Annotated in this window: 15 protein-coding genes and 1 tRNA gene; 9 read left to right on the plus strand and 7 right to left on the minus strand. The window is 32.2% G+C overall.

Annotated features, from left to right (window positions below):
• Positions 1 to 33 precede the first annotated feature (33 nt).
• Both Q0663_RS00815 and uvrC read right to left on the minus strand, forming a co-directional pair.
• A complete protein-coding gene (locus Q0663_RS00815; protein ID WP_299004865.1) occupies positions 34 to 2,223 on the minus strand; it encodes a patatin-like phospholipase family protein in 2,190 nt (729 codons plus the stop codon).
• Positions 2,220 to 4,016, minus strand: a complete 1,797-nt coding sequence (uvrC, locus tag Q0663_RS00820) for an excinuclease ABC subunit UvrC (RefSeq protein ID WP_299004868.1) — start codon at positions 4,014 to 4,016, stop codon at positions 2,220 to 2,222. The genes Q0663_RS00815 and uvrC overlap by 4 nt, the downstream gene beginning before the upstream one ends.
• Before the next feature lie 69 nt (positions 4,017 to 4,085).
• Between uvrC and Q0663_RS00825 the strand changes: the two genes are divergently transcribed.
• The 6 genes from Q0663_RS00825 to Q0663_RS00850 all read left to right on the plus strand — a co-directional run bounded on the left by Q0663_RS00825 (position 4,086) and on the right by Q0663_RS00850 (position 10,302).
• Entirely contained in the window at positions 4,086 to 5,858 is a 1,773-nt protein-coding gene (locus Q0663_RS00825) for a DNA mismatch repair protein MutS (RefSeq protein WP_299004872.1), read from the plus strand.
• 79 nt (positions 5,859 to 5,937) lie between these two features.
• Positions 5,938 to 6,927 (plus strand): GTP 3',8-cyclase MoaA, encoded by a 990-nt coding sequence (gene moaA / locus Q0663_RS00830; RefSeq protein WP_299004873.1) that lies wholly within the window; start codon positions 5,938 to 5,940, stop codon positions 6,925 to 6,927.
• Between the two features lie 172 nt (positions 6,928 to 7,099).
• Positions 7,100 to 8,296, plus strand: coding sequence for a molybdopterin molybdotransferase MoeA (locus Q0663_RS00835; RefSeq protein ID WP_299004874.1), 1,197 nt, complete (start codon positions 7,100 to 7,102; stop codon positions 8,294 to 8,296).
• A 34-nt stretch (positions 8,297 to 8,330) separates the two neighbouring features.
• Positions 8,331 to 8,687, plus strand: a complete 357-nt coding sequence (locus tag Q0663_RS00840; RefSeq protein WP_299004875.1) for a four helix bundle protein — start codon at positions 8,331 to 8,333, stop codon at positions 8,685 to 8,687.
• A gap of 27 nt (positions 8,688 to 8,714) precedes the next feature.
• Positions 8,715 to 9,191, plus strand: a complete 477-nt coding sequence (gene moaC, locus Q0663_RS00845) for a cyclic pyranopterin monophosphate synthase MoaC (RefSeq protein WP_299004877.1) — start codon at positions 8,715 to 8,717, stop codon at positions 9,189 to 9,191.
• Entirely contained in the window at positions 9,184 to 10,302 is a 1,119-nt protein-coding gene (locus Q0663_RS00850) for an NTP transferase domain-containing protein (RefSeq protein ID WP_299004879.1), read from the plus strand. Before moaC ends, Q0663_RS00850 begins: the two co-directional genes overlap by 8 nt.
• Before the next feature lie 32 nt (positions 10,303 to 10,334).
• On the opposite strand, the gene Q0663_RS00855 is transcribed toward Q0663_RS00850, so the two are convergent.
• Positions 10,335 to 10,418 (minus strand) — tRNA-Leu (locus Q0663_RS00855).
• Positions 10,419 to 10,530: 112 nt separating this feature from the next.
• Here Q0663_RS00855 and Q0663_RS00860 point away from each other — a divergent pair.
• From Q0663_RS00860 to pth, 3 genes are all read left to right on the plus strand, one after another.
• A complete protein-coding gene (locus Q0663_RS00860) occupies positions 10,531 to 11,472 on the plus strand; it encodes a ribose-phosphate pyrophosphokinase (protein WP_299004883.1) in 942 nt (313 codons plus the stop codon).
• A 21-nt stretch (positions 11,473 to 11,493) separates the two neighbouring features.
• Complete coding sequence (locus Q0663_RS00865) at positions 11,494 to 12,072, plus strand: 50S ribosomal protein L25/general stress protein Ctc (RefSeq protein ID WP_299004885.1); 579 nt, start codon at positions 11,494 to 11,496, stop codon at positions 12,070 to 12,072.
• A gap of 136 nt (positions 12,073 to 12,208) precedes the next feature.
• A complete protein-coding gene (pth, locus tag Q0663_RS00870) occupies positions 12,209 to 12,775 on the plus strand; it encodes an aminoacyl-tRNA hydrolase (RefSeq protein WP_299004888.1) in 567 nt (188 codons plus the stop codon).
• 95 nt (positions 12,776 to 12,870) lie between these two features.
• Here pth and Q0663_RS00875 read toward each other — a convergent pair whose 3' ends face one another.
• The 4 genes from Q0663_RS00875 to Q0663_RS00890 all read right to left on the minus strand — a co-directional run bounded on the left by Q0663_RS00875 (position 12,871) and on the right by Q0663_RS00890 (position 15,828).
• Complete coding sequence (locus tag Q0663_RS00875; RefSeq protein WP_274635196.1) at positions 12,871 to 13,320, minus strand: 6-carboxytetrahydropterin synthase; 450 nt, start codon at positions 13,318 to 13,320, stop codon at positions 12,871 to 12,873.
• A gap of 192 nt (positions 13,321 to 13,512) precedes the next feature.
• Positions 13,513 to 13,698 carry a hypothetical protein gene (locus Q0663_RS00880; RefSeq protein ID WP_299004891.1) on the minus strand — a complete coding sequence of 62 codons (186 nt, stop codon included), beginning with the start codon at positions 13,696 to 13,698 and terminating at the stop codon, positions 13,513 to 13,515.
• A gap of 3 nt (positions 13,699 to 13,701) precedes the next feature.
• Positions 13,702 to 14,469: an enoyl-CoA hydratase/isomerase family protein gene (locus tag Q0663_RS00885; protein ID WP_299004894.1), complete on the minus strand. Its 768-nt coding sequence runs from the start codon at positions 14,467 to 14,469 to the stop codon at positions 13,702 to 13,704.
• Positions 14,470 to 14,493: 24 nt separating this feature from the next.
• Positions 14,494 to 15,828, minus strand: a complete 1,335-nt coding sequence (locus Q0663_RS00890) for an MATE family efflux transporter (protein ID WP_299004896.1) — start codon at positions 15,826 to 15,828, stop codon at positions 14,494 to 14,496.
• Positions 15,829 to 15,874 lie beyond the last annotated feature (46 nt).

The raw sequence follows: 15,874 nt of genomic DNA on the forward strand, positions 1-15,874 counted from the left end.
AACCCGTATCGTTTGATACGGGTTTTTTTATTCTTAAAACCAAAAACCAAGATTAAATAACCAATAGTGTTCTGAGTGATCTGGTGACCATGCATATTTTAACTCAATAGGTCCCATAAAAGTCTCTACACTATATCCTAACGCGTAACCTGATTTAGTGTTTTTAAATAAGCTTCCATTATCAAAAATATCTTCTTCTACACGAGCATAGTTGGCAATAAACATTGCGTAATGATTTTTTAAAACCTCATAACGCAGATTAAATTCTGATCTTAAGTAAGACTGATTGTTTAAACCTCCTGTATCATAACCATACATAGGAATGAAATTATTAATATAGTTTTGATTGTATCCTCCTAAGTGATAATCAAAAATTTCGAATGATTTTTTTCCTAAGGTATATCCTGCTTGTGAGGTATATTGAAAGGTCAATTTATCATAAAAAGTAGTAGCAAACCCCAAAGTTCCTCCTAATTGTGAAAATTGATGAAAAGGTTCGCTATTTTCTATTAATTCATCTAGCCTATTATTTCTATCAGACCATAAAAACCACTTAAAGCCTATATCTGCATAAAACCCTCTTGTAGGGAACATTTCTTTGTTGTAGGTGTCTAATTTTAAATATGAATAGGCATTTATATAATTACTTCTATCAAAAAAGTCTTCTTTACCATCAGAAGATATATTTTGTGTACTTGCATCTATATTTTTATGCTCTGTTCCTATACCAATCGCAAACTTTTTATCGAAGGTTGTTTGAAAGTATAATGAACTTGAAAAATCTGAATACTTTCCGTTTATAAGTCCTGTATCATAAATGAAATCACTATTGAAAGAGTTGTATCTTGTACTAAAACCATAACTTGTTAAAAATCCGTTATCCACAAAATATTCTAAGTTATATCTGATTTTATCACCAATACCAACATCAACAGAAAGTTCATCATTTTGAAAAAGCAACTTTTTATGATTATAATTCAATAAGACTGCTGACTTATACAGTAAATCATAATGTAACCCAAGACGTAAATAAGACTGAATTTTTTCTTCTTTTACTGTTAGCTCTAGTTTTTTTCCTTGGAAAGATTTATCGAAATGATAATCAATTCTAGTAAAGTTTTTTGTCGCTGTTAAGGTGTTTATTTTCTTAGAGATTTCTTTGTAAGAAACACTATCACCTTCTCTTAACTGTAACTTTCCTAAAATATAGTTATTTGTGTAGTTTTTATTTCCTTTTATAATAATTCTATCAACCAAAAACCTTTTTCCTTTAGGTGATATTTTAGAGATTTTCCTTTTTTTAGGTTGCATTTTTGCAATACTATCAAAAACTACCCTATACTTTTTTGCTGTTTTTTCTCCTTCTGCTAAAATTTCATTCTTAACATCAAATGAAATCACACTGTAGTCTATAACATTTGGTCTTATATAAATGTCTAATAATTCTACCTGTTCATCAGACTTTTTATACATCTGAAAATTAATAATCTGTAACAATAACGAAGCTACAGACACTAATTCTTCTCTTTTTAACAACTCTCCTTGAACACTGACTCCTATAATGATATCAACTCCCTTGTTTTTCATAACGTCAGCTGGAAAATTATTAACAACTCCTCCATCTACTAATAATTTACCTTCAATGTCTACAGGGTTTAACAAAGAAGGAAAAGCAGCACTTGCTCTTAGCGCTAAGGGCAACGAACCTGTTTCTAAAACTTCCTCTTCACCTGTTTCAATATTGGTACCTATACAGTAAAAAGGTATGGGTAGTTTAGAAAAGTCATTAATTTCATCAACAGGAGCTAATAATTCAGTTAAAAAACTCAAGACGTTTTGCCCTTTAGACAAACCTAAAGGTAAACCTAAACTTCCTTTCTTAATAGGGAGAGATACTGCATATTTTTCTCCGTGAAGTTTACTAAAGAATGGTTTTTCTTTCCTTGGAACTTTATCTTGTAGCAAATTCATAAAATCTGTTTCGAAAACAGCTTTTTCTATTTGATCCGCAGTATATCCAGCAGCATACAAACCTCCAACAATGGCTCCCATACTTGTACCTCCAATATAATCTACCTGAACTCCCGCTTTTTCAAGCTCTTTTAACACACCTATATGGGCTATCCCTTTTGCTCCACCTCCACTAAGCACCAAACCTACTCTAGGTTGATCTTGCGCTAACATAAATGCTGGTAGTAATAATAAAATTAGCAACTTTTTCATTCTTCTTTTTTTTGATAGTGTTTGTATATTTTTTGAGCTCTAGCATTACCTACTACCTCTTTTAACTCTTCAAAAGTAGCTGCTTTTACTCTTTTAGCTGATTTAAACTTGCGTAATAAATTAGTAATAGTTTGTTTACCTATATCTGGAATTTGTTCCAACTCTGATTGTATAGCACTTTTGCTTCGTTTGTTTCTATGAAAAGTGATTCCAAAACGGTGCGCTTCATTACGTAGATATTGGATAATTTTAAGTGTTTCTGATTTTTTATCTAAATATAACGGAACCGGATCTCCTGGGTAAAAAATCTCTTCTAATCTTTTCGCAATACCAATAATAGCTATCTCCCCTCTTAAACCTAAAGTGTCTAAACTCTTTAAGGCGGAAGATAACTGCCCTTTACCTCCATCAATTACTATTAACTGTGGTAAAGGTTGTTCTTCGTCTAATAACCTCTTATATCTTCTATATACTACTTCTTCCATTGAAGCAAAATCATCGGGGCCTTCAACTGTTTTGATATTAAAATGACGATAGTCTTTTTTACTTGGTTTTCCGTCTTTAAAAACTACACAAGCAGCAACAGGATTTGTTCCTTGTATGTTCGAGTTATCAAAACATTCAATATGACGTGGTTCTTTTCCTAATCGTAAATCTTTTTGCATCTGTGCCATGATTCTTTTTACATGACGATCAGGATCTACAATCTTTATTTGCTTAAACTGTTCTTGACGGTAAAACTTTGCATTTCGTTCAGATAATTCTACAATACGTTTTTTGTCTCCTAATTTTGGAACAGTTACTTTGATATCCTTACCCACATTTACTTTAAACGGAACAAAAATTTCTCTTGACAACGAATGAAAGCGCTGACGAGTTTCAATAATAAACAACTCAAGAAGCTCCTTATCCGTTTCTTCCAGTTTTTTCTTAATCTCTGTAGTATACGATTGCACAATTGAACCATTCATTATCTTGAAAAAGTTTGCATAACCATGCGATTCATCAGAAATGATAGAAAACACATCTACGTTATTAATTGATGGATTCACTATTGTTGATTTGGCTTGATAGTTTTGTAAAGAAGCTAATTTTTCTTTGATTTTTTGTGCTTCTTCAAATCGCATATCTGCAGCTAAATCAAACATTATTTTTTCAAACTGCTGTAAACTTTCTTTAAAATTCCCTTTAATGATGTTTCTAATAGCTCTGATATCCTCTAAATAATCTTCCTCGGTTTGATATCCTTCACAAGATCCTTTACAATTCCCTAAATGATATTCTAAACAAACTTTATACTTATCAGCTTCAATCTTTTCTTGACTTAAATCATAATTACAAGTGCGTAGCGGATATAGTTCTTTAATCAAGTCTAACAATGCATATACAGTTCGTACATTAGTATAAGGTCCAAAATACTCCGATCCATCTTTAACAACTCTTCTTGTAGAAAATATACGAGGAAATCGCTCTTTCTTTATACAAATCCACGGATATGTTTTATCATCTTTTAACAAAACATTGTATCTAGGTTTATACTTCTTTATAAGATTATTTTCAAGAAGTAGCGCATCTGTTTCAGTATCAACCACCACATGTTCTATTCGAACAATTTTTTTTACTAAAACTCGTGTTTTACCATTCTCGTGATTCTTAGTAAAATAAGACGAAACTCGTTTCTTTAAATTCTTAGCTTTTCCAACATAAATAATCGTATCATCTTTATCAAAATATTGATAAACTCCTGGCGAGTTTGGTAGCGTTTTTATTTGAAGTTCGAGTGATGTTGGCATACAACGAAAATACAATTTTCTTAAAAGATATTTGTTTTAATACTGTACATTTATCCTTTTCAATTAAAAATGCAACAACCACAAGATTTTTATAATAAAGAGCTGAAAGATTTAGCTGTTCAACTTTCAAAAATAAATAGTAAAATAACCTTTATAAGAATACTCAGACTATTTGTTTTTTTAAGCTTTTCTTTTGGAGTTTATTTAACATTCTATCAACCCTACACACCTTTTATAATTGGTTTTATAGGTGTTTTACTGTTTGTTTTTTTAGTTATACAACATCAGCACGTAAAAGAGAAACGTACTATTCTTCAGCTTAAAAAAGACAACAACCAACTAGAAATTGATGTTCTTAATGGTCATTTTGAATTACTTCCTGAAGGAACAGAGTTTACAAATTCCACGCACTATTATAGTAATGATATTGATTTGTTCGGAAAAGGTTCTTTTTTTCAATACATCAATAGAACTGCAACTACCAATGGTAAAAAGCTATTAGCTTCCTTACTAACAAACAATTCGATTACTTTTATTGAAGAAAAACAAAAAGCACTTAATGAATTATCTGAAAAGATTCATTGGCGACAACATTTTACTTCACTAGCACATTTAGTTTCATCAACTACTCAAGAATCCTCAGTGATTTCAAAATGGTTAATCAACTATGAGTCAAAACTAACAGCTACTTTAAAATGGGTTTCTCTGTTTTTCTCAACCATTTCAATAGTTTTAATAGTCTTATTGATTTTTAGTGCTATTCCTTTTTCAGTTGTTTTAATTTGGTTTTTTATCGGTTTAACAATTACAATCTTCCATATTAAAAAAACACAACATATTTACACCTCTTCAAGTAAGGCTAAAGATACTTTTAAACAGTATTATTTGCTTCTGGAACAAATAGAAAAGGAAACTTTTACTTCTGCTCTTCTAAAAGAAAAGCAACAAAAAATTGCTACCAAAACAAAAAAAGCGTCTGTTATTTTTAAAGAGTTTTCTAAAATTTTAGATACTTTCAATCAACGTAATAATATTGTTATTGCTATTATTGGAAATGGCTTGTTTTTATGGGATATTACCCTTAGTATAAGAGTAGAAAAATGGATTCTTTCATATAAAGAAACTACCGATGAGTGGTTTAACGTTGTAGATTTTTTCGATGCTTATAACTCTTTTGCCAACTTCGTTTTTAATCATCCTACTTTTACTTTCCCTACTCTTCAAAAAGAAAACAACGGTATTATTGCTCAAAACCTTGGACATCCGCTTTTGAAATCCTCAAAAAGAGTTAACAATGACTTTACGATTTCTAAGGAACAATTTTTCATTATAACTGGCGCTAACATGGCAGGAAAGAGCACATTTTTGCGCACCGTTTCTTTATCCTTAGTCATGGCAAATTGTGGACTACCTGTATGCGCCACTAATTATCAATACACTCCTATAAAATTAATTACCAGCATGCGAACATCTGACTCATTAACCGAGGATGAGTCTTATTTTTATTCAGAACTAAAACGGTTAAAATTTATTGTTGATACTATTGAAACCGATCGCTATTTTATTATTCTTGATGAAATTTTAAAAGGGACAAACAGTAAAGATAAAGCATCAGGCTCTAGGAAATTTGTTGAAAAACTTACACGTTCAAAATCTAATGGAATTATAGCTACTCACGATGTAAGTTTGTGTGAACTAGCTAATGAGTATCCTCAAATACTGAATTATTATTTTGATGCTGAAATTGTGAACAATGAATTGTTTTTCGATTACACAATAAAATCTGGAACTTGTAAAAACATGAATGCTTCTTTTCTTCTTAAAAAAATGGAAATTGTGTAACCTTTTTGTTTTAAGAAAGCCTGTATTATCCATGGTAAATGACAGGAAAAATTGATTGATTAATCCGTACCTTTACACTATGAGTACACTCATAGATAATTTTGGAAGACAAATTAGCTACGTTCGTTTAGCAGTAACCGATCGTTGCAACTTACGTTGTCAATATTGTATGCCTGCTCAAGGAATTAATATTGTACCTCGTAAAGAGCTACTTACCTACAAAGAAATGTACCGAATAATTCGAGTACTTACTGAGTTGGGCGTTAACAAAGTTCGTTTAACAGGAGGAGAACCTTTTGTTAGAAAAGATTTTGTCTCTTTTTTGGAGATGTTATCATATAATGATTTGTTAGAGGATATAAATATCACAACCAACGGAGCGCTTATTTCTAAACACATCAAAACAATAGAAAACCTTAAAAAGGTAAAAAACATTAATTTAAGTATTGATAGTTTACACCCTAAAAAATTTGCTAAAATTACTCGTAGAGATGTTTTCCCTGAAGTATATAAAACATTTGAGTTATTAGAAAAAAGTTCGTTGAATTTAAAACTGAATGTAGTTGTTCAGTCTGGATTTAATACTGATGAAATTAACGATTTTGTTAGGCTTACTAAAGATAAAAATATTGCAGTTCGTTTTATTGAAGAAATGCCTTTTAATGGTAAAGGACAACGAAACGCAGAAGAAGTTTGGAACTATAATAAAATCTTAAACAACATACAATCTGAGTTTACTGTTACTGAACTTCCCTCAAAAAAATCATCTACTTCTAGAAATTTTTCTATAGAGAATCATAAGGGAACTATAGGGATAATCCCTGCATTCACTCGTACTATCTGTAATGATTGTAACCGAATTAGGATTACCTCAACAGGAACTTTTAAAAATTGCCTGTTTGATGATGGCGTTTTCAACTTACGTGACTTTATTAGAAATGGTGCAAGTAATGAAGACTTAAAAGCCTTGTTTTTATCGCTTATTAAAGAAAAGCCAGAAAATGGTTTTGTGGCTGAAGCAAATAGAAAAGGTAATGTAACTGAAAGTATGAGTACAATTGGGGGATAATTATGATATATAGTTTACTTTCTATATTAATTGGAGTTATAACTTTACTTTTTGTTTTTAAACTCTACAAAAAAGACGATAATCTATGGGGTGTTTCAACTTCATTGAAAGGTCTTGTAGGTGGGTTAGGTCTTATCATTATAGGTTTAATAACTTTATTTAAAGGATGGAAATGATAACAGTAGAAGAAGCAAAACATATAATTTTAGAAAACACACAAGATTTCGGAATTGAAGAAGTTCCATTTTTAGAAGCTGTCGGAAGAGTTTTAAAGGAAGATATTGTTGCTGATAGAGATTTTCCTCCGTTTAACCGAGTGGCAATGGATGGTATTGCGATTAATCATCGTTTTTTTGAGCACGGTGTTCGCGATTTTAAAATTGAAGGAGTCCAAGCTGCTGGAAGCCCACAACAAACACTGGATAATGCAGCCAACTGTTATGAAGTGATGACAGGAGCTGTATTACCTAACAATACTGACACGGTAATTCGCTATGAAGATGTTGATATTAACACGTTAGTCGCTACTATTACTGTTGATAAAATTAAAGAAGGACAAAACATACACACACAGGGTTCTGATAAAAGTGAAGGTACAATTCTAATAAGAAGGAACACTATAATTTCTGCTGCTGAAATAGGCGTATTAGCTACTGTAGGCAAAGCCACTGTAAAAGTAGCTAAACAACCTAAAGTAATGATTGTTTCTACAGGTGATGAATTGGTTGATGTAAATGAAAACCCGTTAGACCACCAAATTCGTAGAAGTAATGTATACACGTTAGTTTCCTTATTGAACGATTTAAAAATTCCAGCAGAAACAGCCCATATTACTGATGAAAAACAAATTTTAAAAGAAAAAATCGAATCTTACTTAAAAGAATATGACGTGCTTTTATTTAGTGGTGCTGTAAGCAAAGGGAAGTTTGATTTTTTACCTGAGGTTTTAGATGAACTGGGTGTTAAAAAGTTATTTCATAGAGTTTCGCAACGACCAGGGAAGCCATTTTGGTTCGGCACTACTGATAACTGCAACGTGTTTGCTTTTCCTGGAAATCCAGTTTCAACCTTTGTAAATTGTTTGGTCTATTTTTATCCTTGGTATTATAAATCTATAGGTGTACAACAAGAAAAACAAACAGCAACTTTAGCAAAAAACATTACTTTTAAACCTAATCTAAGCTGTTTTTTACAAGTAAAATTAACCTCGGAAAACGGACAAGTATATGCAACTCCAATACAAGGAAATGGTTCTGGTGATTTAGCTAGTTTGGTTGAAGCTGATAGTTTTGTTGAACTTCCAAAAACTGAAGAGATAGAATTTAAAAAAGGAAGTATTTTTCCGATACTGACGTATCGTAGTTTTTAATTATTAATGTTTAGTTTTGAGTTAAAAATTTAAAATGAAGGAAAGTATTGTTCAAAGCAAGAGTTTTCAATTCTCTTTAAAAATAATTTCTCTGTACAAAAAACTACAACAAGAAAAAGAGTTTATAATTTCAAAACAGCTTTTAAGAAGTGGAACTTCAATAGGAGCTAATATAGAAGAGGCTTTAGCAGGACAAAGTAAAAGAGACTTTATAGCTAAAATGTCTATTTCTTCAAAAGAGGCTAGAGAAACTAAATATTGGTTACGCCTATTAAAAGAAAGTAATTTAACAAATATTGATGTTACAGATATACTTTCGGACAACCATGAGCTAATTAGGCTATTAACAGCAATTGTAAAAACATCACAACAGAATTTAACTAAAAATTAAAAACTCAACATTCAAAACTTATAAAAAGTGAGCAACTTTTCCCATATAAACGAACAAAATCAACCTAAAATGGTAAATGTTTCTGATAAAAAAATCACGAAACGTACCGCCATTGCTAAAGCTACCATGTTTTTAGGTTCAGAAATTGTGAGTCATTTTAACAACGATGAACTCATCACTAAAAAAGGACCTGTTTTTCAAACCGCTATCATTGCTGGAATTCAAGCAGTGAAAAAAACTTCTGATATCATCCCAATGTGTCACCCTTTGTTAATAAACGGAGTGGATATTGACATCAATATTGTAGACGATGAGCATGTAGCCATTTTTTGTAAAGTTACTATCGAAGGAAAAACAGGAGTAGAAATGGAAGCCCTTACAGGAGCTTCTGCAACTTGTTTAACTATTTACGATATGTGTAAAGCTATCAGTCAAAAAATGATGATTCAAGAAGTGAAATTGGTAGAGAAAACTGGCGGTAAATCGGATATTAAAAATGGATAAAAAACATACTAAACATACAAATCTAGTTAAGAAGTATAATGATAATTTTGCGCCTAATGAAGTAGCTATCTTAGGAGCCAAATGTGGAATTATTGCTGATTTGGTTCATGAAGTCTCAAAAAAATTATCACAATACAATTTAGGATATTTCGACGCTTCACATGCTAAAGATGTCGAACAAAATACGTTAGCTGAATATACCTTTCATCATGAAGGAAATTTACAAATAAACACTTCTTCACCTGTAAACAAGTACGAACAACGTTTACAGTTTTACAATCACGATTTTGTCTTTATTAATGGAAATCATTACCAAGGGGCGAAACAAATTTTGATTTTAGATGATGAGAAAGAAGCTTCTGTAAAAAAAAGGTTAGATCAATTAACAAACATCCAGTTTATAATTAAGTTGAATGAAGACTCAAGATATTTTGATTGTTTACTAGAACGCTTTCCAAACATCAAAAATAGTATTTCTTATACAATTAATGAGGTTGATAAAATCTCTAGTCATATACATAATCTCATTAAAGAAAATATTGCTCCTGTAAAAGGATTGGTTTTAATAGGTGGTAAAAGTACTCGAATGGGTCGTGACAAATCGGAATTATTGTACTATAAAAAGCCTCAAAAAGAACATGTAAAAGAGTTACTAGAAAACAACAATTTAGAAACTTTTTACTCTGTAAGAGATTTATCTACCTCACCAGAAACGACAAATGAAATTCACGATACCTTTTTAAATCTAGGACCTTTTGGAGGTATTTGTTCTGCTTTTCAAAAAAATCCAAACTCAGCGTGGTTTGTTATGGCTACAGATGTTCCGTTTGTAAATAACGAGCTTATTCAATTGTTATTACTAAAGAGAAATCCGTCTAAAATAGCAACTACTGTAAAAGGGAAAAACAAAGAATTTCCTGAACCTTTAATCACAATATACGAACCAAAAGCTCACGGAAAATTATTAGCCTATTTAGCACAAGGCTATTCGTGTCCTCGCAAAATGTTAATTAATTCTGATGTTGAAATTATTGAGGTTGATGATAATTTAATTAGAAACATCAATACTCCGGAAGAATTTGAAGAGGTTAAAAAAGAGCTTTATACATAATAAAAAGGCACTTAAATTTAAGTGCCTTTTTGTACCAAAGGTGGGACTCGAACCCACACGCCCTTGCGAGCATCGGATTTTGAATCCGACGTGTCTACCAATTCCACCACTTTGGCTTTTGGTGATTGCAAATCTATAAAATATTTCATTTAAAATATCTTTTAAACTCTTAAAATAGTTTTATTTTTGCTCCAACAACAACACTAACTAAAAATATTTTTTTTGTAAATGGCTACAAATCAATTAAGTCCAAAAATCTTTGCGTGTTCACAAAGTATTGAACTAGCAGAGGAAATTGCCAGTGCCTACGGAACCAAATTAGGAAATGTAATTACCACACATTTTAGTGATGGTGAATTCCAACCAGCTTTTGAAGAATCAATCAGAGGAAGAAGAGTTTTCATCGTTGGATCAACCTTTCCTTCTACTGATAACTTAATGGAAATGTTATTAATGTGTGATGCTGCAAAACGTGCATCGGCAAGACATATTACCGCTGTAATGCCATATTTTGGTTGGGCTCGTCAAGACAGAAAAGACAAGCCTCGTGTGGCAATTGGCGCTAAATTAGTGGCCAAATTATTAGAAACTGCTGGAGCAACTAGAATTATGACCATGGATTTACATGCTGATCAAATTCAAGGTTTCTTTGAAAAGCCAGTAGATCATTTATATGCTTCTACAATTTTTTTACCATATGTTAAAAGTTTAAAGCTTGATAATTTAACGATTGCTTCTCCTGATATGGGAGGTTCAAAAAGAGCTTATGCTTATTCTAAATACTTGGAAAGCGATGTAGTTATTTGCTACAAGCAGCGTCAAAAAGCCAATGTAATTGCTCATATGGAACTCATTGGTGAAGTAGAAGGTAAAAATGTAATTCTTGTTGATGATATGATTGATACAGGAGGAACGCTTACAAAGGCAGCCGATTTAATGATGGAACGTGGCGCAAAAAGTGTGCGTGCTATTTGTACACACCCAATTCTTTCTGGCAACGCTTATGAAAGAATTGAAAATTCTCAACTAACAGAGCTAATAGTTTCTGATACAATACCCTTAAAAAAGAGTATATCTAAAATAAAAGTTGTATCTTGCGCCACTTTATTCGCTGATGTGATGCATAAAGTTCAAGACAACACATCTATTAGTGATCAATTTTTAATGTAAATAAATTTAATAAATAAAGTAATGAAATCAATTACAATCAAAGGATCTCAAAGAGAAAGCGTAGGTAAAAAAGCAACCAAAGCCTTACGTAATGCTGGAAAGGTTCCTTGCGTATTATACGGAGGAGACAAGCCTGTTCACTTTTCAGCTGACGAAAAATCGTTCAAGCCATTAGTATATACTCCAGATGTATTTACTGCTACGATTGAATTAGATGGTGTAACATACAATGCTGTATTACAAGATATACAGTTTCACCCAGTAAATGATAACATTTTACATGTAGACTTTTATCAATTATTTGAAGATAAAGCTGTAACAATGGATATTCCTGTACGTTTAATAGGATCTTCTAAAGGTGTTATGGTAGGGGGTGCTTTACGTCACAACTTACGTAAATTAAAAGTAAAAGCATTACCAGCTAACTTACCAGATTTTATAGAAGCTGATATTACTGAGTTAGAAATTGGTAATAAATTATATGTTACTGAGTTAAAGAATGATAAATATACATTATTACACCCAGACAACACAGTAGTTGCTCAAGTACGTATGTCTCGTAACGCCGCTAAAGCAGCATCTGAAACTGAAGAGGCTTAGACAGCAAAACTATAATTATACAAAAGCGTTACCATGTGTAGCGCTTTTTTTATTTTTGGTGTATGGCTTTTACACCTTTTTTAAAAAAATTATTTGATTTTCCACAAAACGACTAACAGAAAAAGAAGACAATACAATGAAGAAATTTTTAATTGTAGGATTAGGTAATATTGGTGAAAAATATGACAATACGCGTCATAATATTGGTTTTAAAATAGTAGATGCTTTTGTTAAAGAGTATGAAGGCTCTTTTGAAACCGAAAAACTAGGTGATATTGCCAAACTTAAGATTAAAGGTAAAACAGTTATCGTTTTAAAACCGAGCACTTATATGAACTTAAGTGGAAAAGCGGTTAAATACTGGATGCAAAAAGAAAACATTCAAGTTGAAAACTTGTTAATTATTACTGATGATCTAAATATTGACTTTGGAAAAATTCGTATTAAAGGAAAAGGAAGTTCTGGCGGACATAATGGGCTAAAAGACATCCAAGATAAGTTTAACACAGGCGCTTATCCTCGTTTTCGCTTCGGTGTAGGAGCTGAATATAGTAAAGGTCATCAAGTAGATTACGTTTTAGGAAAATGGAATCCTGATGAGGAAAGCGCCATGATTGAACGCATTCCAACTTCTGTTAATGCTATTACCTCATTTATCAATGCAGGATTAGCAAATACAATGAATGAATTTAACGGAAAGTAGTCTGTGAGTTTGTAGTTCATTGAAGAATTAATACATTCATTCCTTAAATCAATAACTCATTAGAGCATTTCCTCATTAGCCAATTAAATCATTCGCTAATTATCCGAAGCATACCACTCTGCAAAACTAGTTTCTGTTTCCTGTAACTTAATTGCATGTAGTTTGATGTTTTCTGGTAAACGCGATTGAATTTTTTGAGCAAAATCAATCACCATCATTTCACTGGTTGGTTGATAATCTACCAAAATCACATGATGCCCTCTATCTTTTAGTTCTTTTGCTAGTTCAATGTGAGGTGTATTTTTATTAAATACTGTTGCATGATCAAAAACATCAACAATTTCTTCTTTTACAATCTTTTTTAGATCTCCGAAATCGATAACCATACCGTATTTAACATTCGATGTATCTCTAATTGGTGAACCAATTACTGTTACCGATAGTTTGTAACTATGTCCGTGAACATTTTTACACTTTCCATCATAGCCATATAAGGCATGCCCAGTTTCGAAGTTAAATTGCTTGGTAATTCTAATCTTGCCCATAAGTTTTCTATTTTAAAAGAAGTGATGAAAAATTACTTCACTATAGCTTGTCTTAAGCAACAACTAAAAGATTGTAATACATTATTTTCTTTTAAATTTCTTGTTTGCTCTGTATTTATTAAAGAAATACACTACCGCTACACCTGCTGCTAAAATGGCAAATAAATAATCTCCGCCCATACTATTTTGTTTTTATTCGCCGAAAGTACGAATTTGTTTTACAACTTTTGTTAAAATCCACACAAAACCTACTGAAACTACGACTCCAATCAATAGTGTTAATATCGGATTCTGTGCTACCCACTTTCCTACTTCATACCCAACTTCATATCCTGCATTGTAAGCTGCAGAGCCTTTTTCTTCTTGTACTAAAAGCATCGCTTATTTTTTAAATTTTTCTAAAGCCTTTTTGGTAAAGTCTGACAAGACTAATTTTCCAGAAGTTTCAGCTCTTTCAATTAGTAATTCTTCCCAGTGTTCGGTTCCTTTCCATAATGCTCTCTTCATTTCTGCTAACGCTTCTGGATTGTACGATGCTAATTTCTCTGATAAAATCTCAACCTCTTTATCCAATTCATTTTGTGTTTCAAAAACACGAGCGTATAAGCCTTTTTCTTTCGCCCAATACGCATTTTTCCAACTAGTCGCATCCAACGTTAATTCTGCTAATCCACTTACATTTATTTTGCGTTCTACAGCTGGTGCAATTACAAATGGACCAATACCTATCGTAAACTCAGAAAGTTTAATAGCGGCTTGCTCTGTAGCTAACACATAGTCACAAGCAGCTGCTAATCCAACTCCGCCTCCTACAGTTTTTCCTTGTACGCGACCTACAATTAATTTTGAACAACGACGCATCGCATTAATTACATTCGCAAATCCTGAGAAAAAAGCTTTTCCATCTATTAAGTTATCAATAGCAACCAATTCATCAAACGAAGCACCTGCACAAAAAGCTCGATCTCCTTCCGATTTTAGTATAATTATTGAAACCTCATCGTTTGTTGATAATTTATCAAACTCGTTGGCTAAACGCTCTAACAATACACTTGGAAAAGAGTTACTTGCTGGGTGCCCGAATTCAACTGTTGCTATTTTATTTTCAATATGCGTATATAAACTTCCTTTTTCTCTAGTTGTTGTCATTTGTTTTATCTTGTTTCTTCAAAATTACATTTTTTGAGCAAGCGGTAAAAACTTTCTTCTAAACTTTACAATTAGCGGTGTTCCTCTGGCAATCATCCATAAGAAAAACGCAATCCAAATCGCATATAGCTTATAACCTAATGAATCAAAAAATAATAAGGTTGGGACGAATACGAATCCTGTTGCTAATAATAAAACGTTTCGTAAAAATTTCATTTCTCCCATGCCTTTGAACATTCCGTCATAAATAAAAGCGATGGAACATACAGGCTGCATGATTAAAATAATCCAAAAGGTATTGTAAAACTTCTCTAAAACTTCTGGTTCTTTAGTGAATACTTTTCCTATAAATTGATATAAAACAAACCCCACAACGGCTAATAATAATCCGAAGAGGAATCCATATGTAATTAATCTATTTCCTAAAGCTACCAATGTTTTATAAGCTTTGGCTCCTAATAATTTTCCTGAAAGTATATTTCCTGCAGAAGAATAGCCATCAATCATAAAAGCGCCCATAAGCCATAAATTAAAACCAATGGTATAAGCCGCTATATAGGCATCTCCATAATCAGTAGCATACGAAGTTCCAAGGTATAAGGCTACATTTAATGCTATTGTTCGCACAAACAGGTTCAACACCATTATGATAAACTTTGGTATTTCTGCATTAAAAGGCATACTAAATCTTAACGAAATATCTGTCTTTTTTAGTAATAACACCCCCGAAATTATTGCCATCGTAACTTGCGCTACAACACTTGCATAGGCTGATCCTTGAATGTGCATTGCAGGAATATATCCTTCAATTCCATAAACCAACACAACATCTAACACTATATTTATAACAGTACCTACCAAAGCAATGATCATCGGATAATAGGTGTTTTGTAAACCTCGGAATGTACCAAAAACAGCAATGGTAAAAAGCGTAAACGGAAACCCGAAAACACGGATTTTATAATAATCTACCGAATAGTCTAATATAGTTCCAGAAGCATTATATAGCTCAAAAATTTCTTTAGCAAACGGATAACTAATCCCTAAAATAAGCGCACTTACGCCTAATACAATAACAATAGCTTGTGCAGGCAGATTTTTAATCTCGTCAAGTTTATCAGCTCCTAAATATTGAGAAACAATAGAAGAAATTCCGCTCCGTGTTTGCCCGAACACCCAAATTAACATCGAAAGAAAAGCACCTACAATACCAATCGCAGCGATACTTTCAGTAGCATTGTATTCAATATTCCCCACAATGGCTAAATCGGTGGTAGAAAGTAAGGGTTCTGCAACACCTGCCACCAATGCAGGAAAGGCTAGTTTGTTAATGTATTTAAAACTGATATCGTGTTGCATAGTTTGTTTTGTCAAAAATATCAAACATCTTTATTTTTTAACTCTC

This window comes from uncultured Tenacibaculum sp. (assembly GCF_947504135.1).
GTDB lineage: Bacteria > Bacteroidota > Bacteroidia > Flavobacteriales > Flavobacteriaceae > Polaribacter.

What these genes read in the sequence shown, in the direction of transcription:
- Q0663_RS00815 (WP_299004865.1), bottom strand. Translation starts at nt 2,223, where the DNA reads ATGAAAAAGTTGCTAATTTTATTATTACTACCAGCATTTATGTTAGCG.
- uvrC (WP_299004868.1), bottom strand. Translation starts at nt 4,016, where the DNA reads ATGCCAACATCACTCGAACTTCAAATAAAAACGCTACCAAACTCGCCA.
- Q0663_RS00825 (WP_299004872.1), top strand. Translation starts at nt 4,086, where the DNA reads ATGCAACAACCACAAGATTTTTATAATAAAGAGCTGAAAGATTTAGCT.
- moaA (WP_299004873.1), top strand. Translation starts at nt 5,938, where the DNA reads ATGAGTACACTCATAGATAATTTTGGAAGACAAATTAGCTACGTTCGT.
- Q0663_RS00835 (WP_299004874.1), top strand. Translation starts at nt 7,100, where the DNA reads ATGATAACAGTAGAAGAAGCAAAACATATAATTTTAGAAAACACACAA.
- Q0663_RS00840 (WP_299004875.1), top strand. Translation starts at nt 8,331, where the DNA reads ATGAAGGAAAGTATTGTTCAAAGCAAGAGTTTTCAATTCTCTTTAAAA.
- Q0663_RS00850 (WP_299004879.1), top strand. Translation starts at nt 9,184, where the DNA reads ATGGATAAAAAACATACTAAACATACAAATCTAGTTAAGAAGTATAAT.
- Q0663_RS00860 (WP_299004883.1), top strand. Translation starts at nt 10,531, where the DNA reads ATGGCTACAAATCAATTAAGTCCAAAAATCTTTGCGTGTTCACAAAGT.
- Q0663_RS00865 (WP_299004885.1), top strand. Translation starts at nt 11,494, where the DNA reads ATGAAATCAATTACAATCAAAGGATCTCAAAGAGAAAGCGTAGGTAAA.
- pth (WP_299004888.1), top strand. Translation starts at nt 12,209, where the DNA reads ATGAAGAAATTTTTAATTGTAGGATTAGGTAATATTGGTGAAAAATAT.
- Q0663_RS00875 (WP_274635196.1), bottom strand. Translation starts at nt 13,320, where the DNA reads ATGGGCAAGATTAGAATTACCAAGCAATTTAACTTCGAAACTGGGCAT.
- Q0663_RS00880 (WP_299004891.1), bottom strand. Translation starts at nt 13,698, where the DNA reads ATGCTTTTAGTACAAGAAGAAAAAGGCTCTGCAGCTTACAATGCAGGA.
- Q0663_RS00885 (WP_299004894.1), bottom strand. Translation starts at nt 14,469, where the DNA reads ATGACAACAACTAGAGAAAAAGGAAGTTTATATACGCATATTGAAAAT.
- Q0663_RS00890 (WP_299004896.1), bottom strand. Translation starts at nt 15,828, where the DNA reads ATGCAACACGATATCAGTTTTAAATACATTAACAAACTAGCCTTTCCT.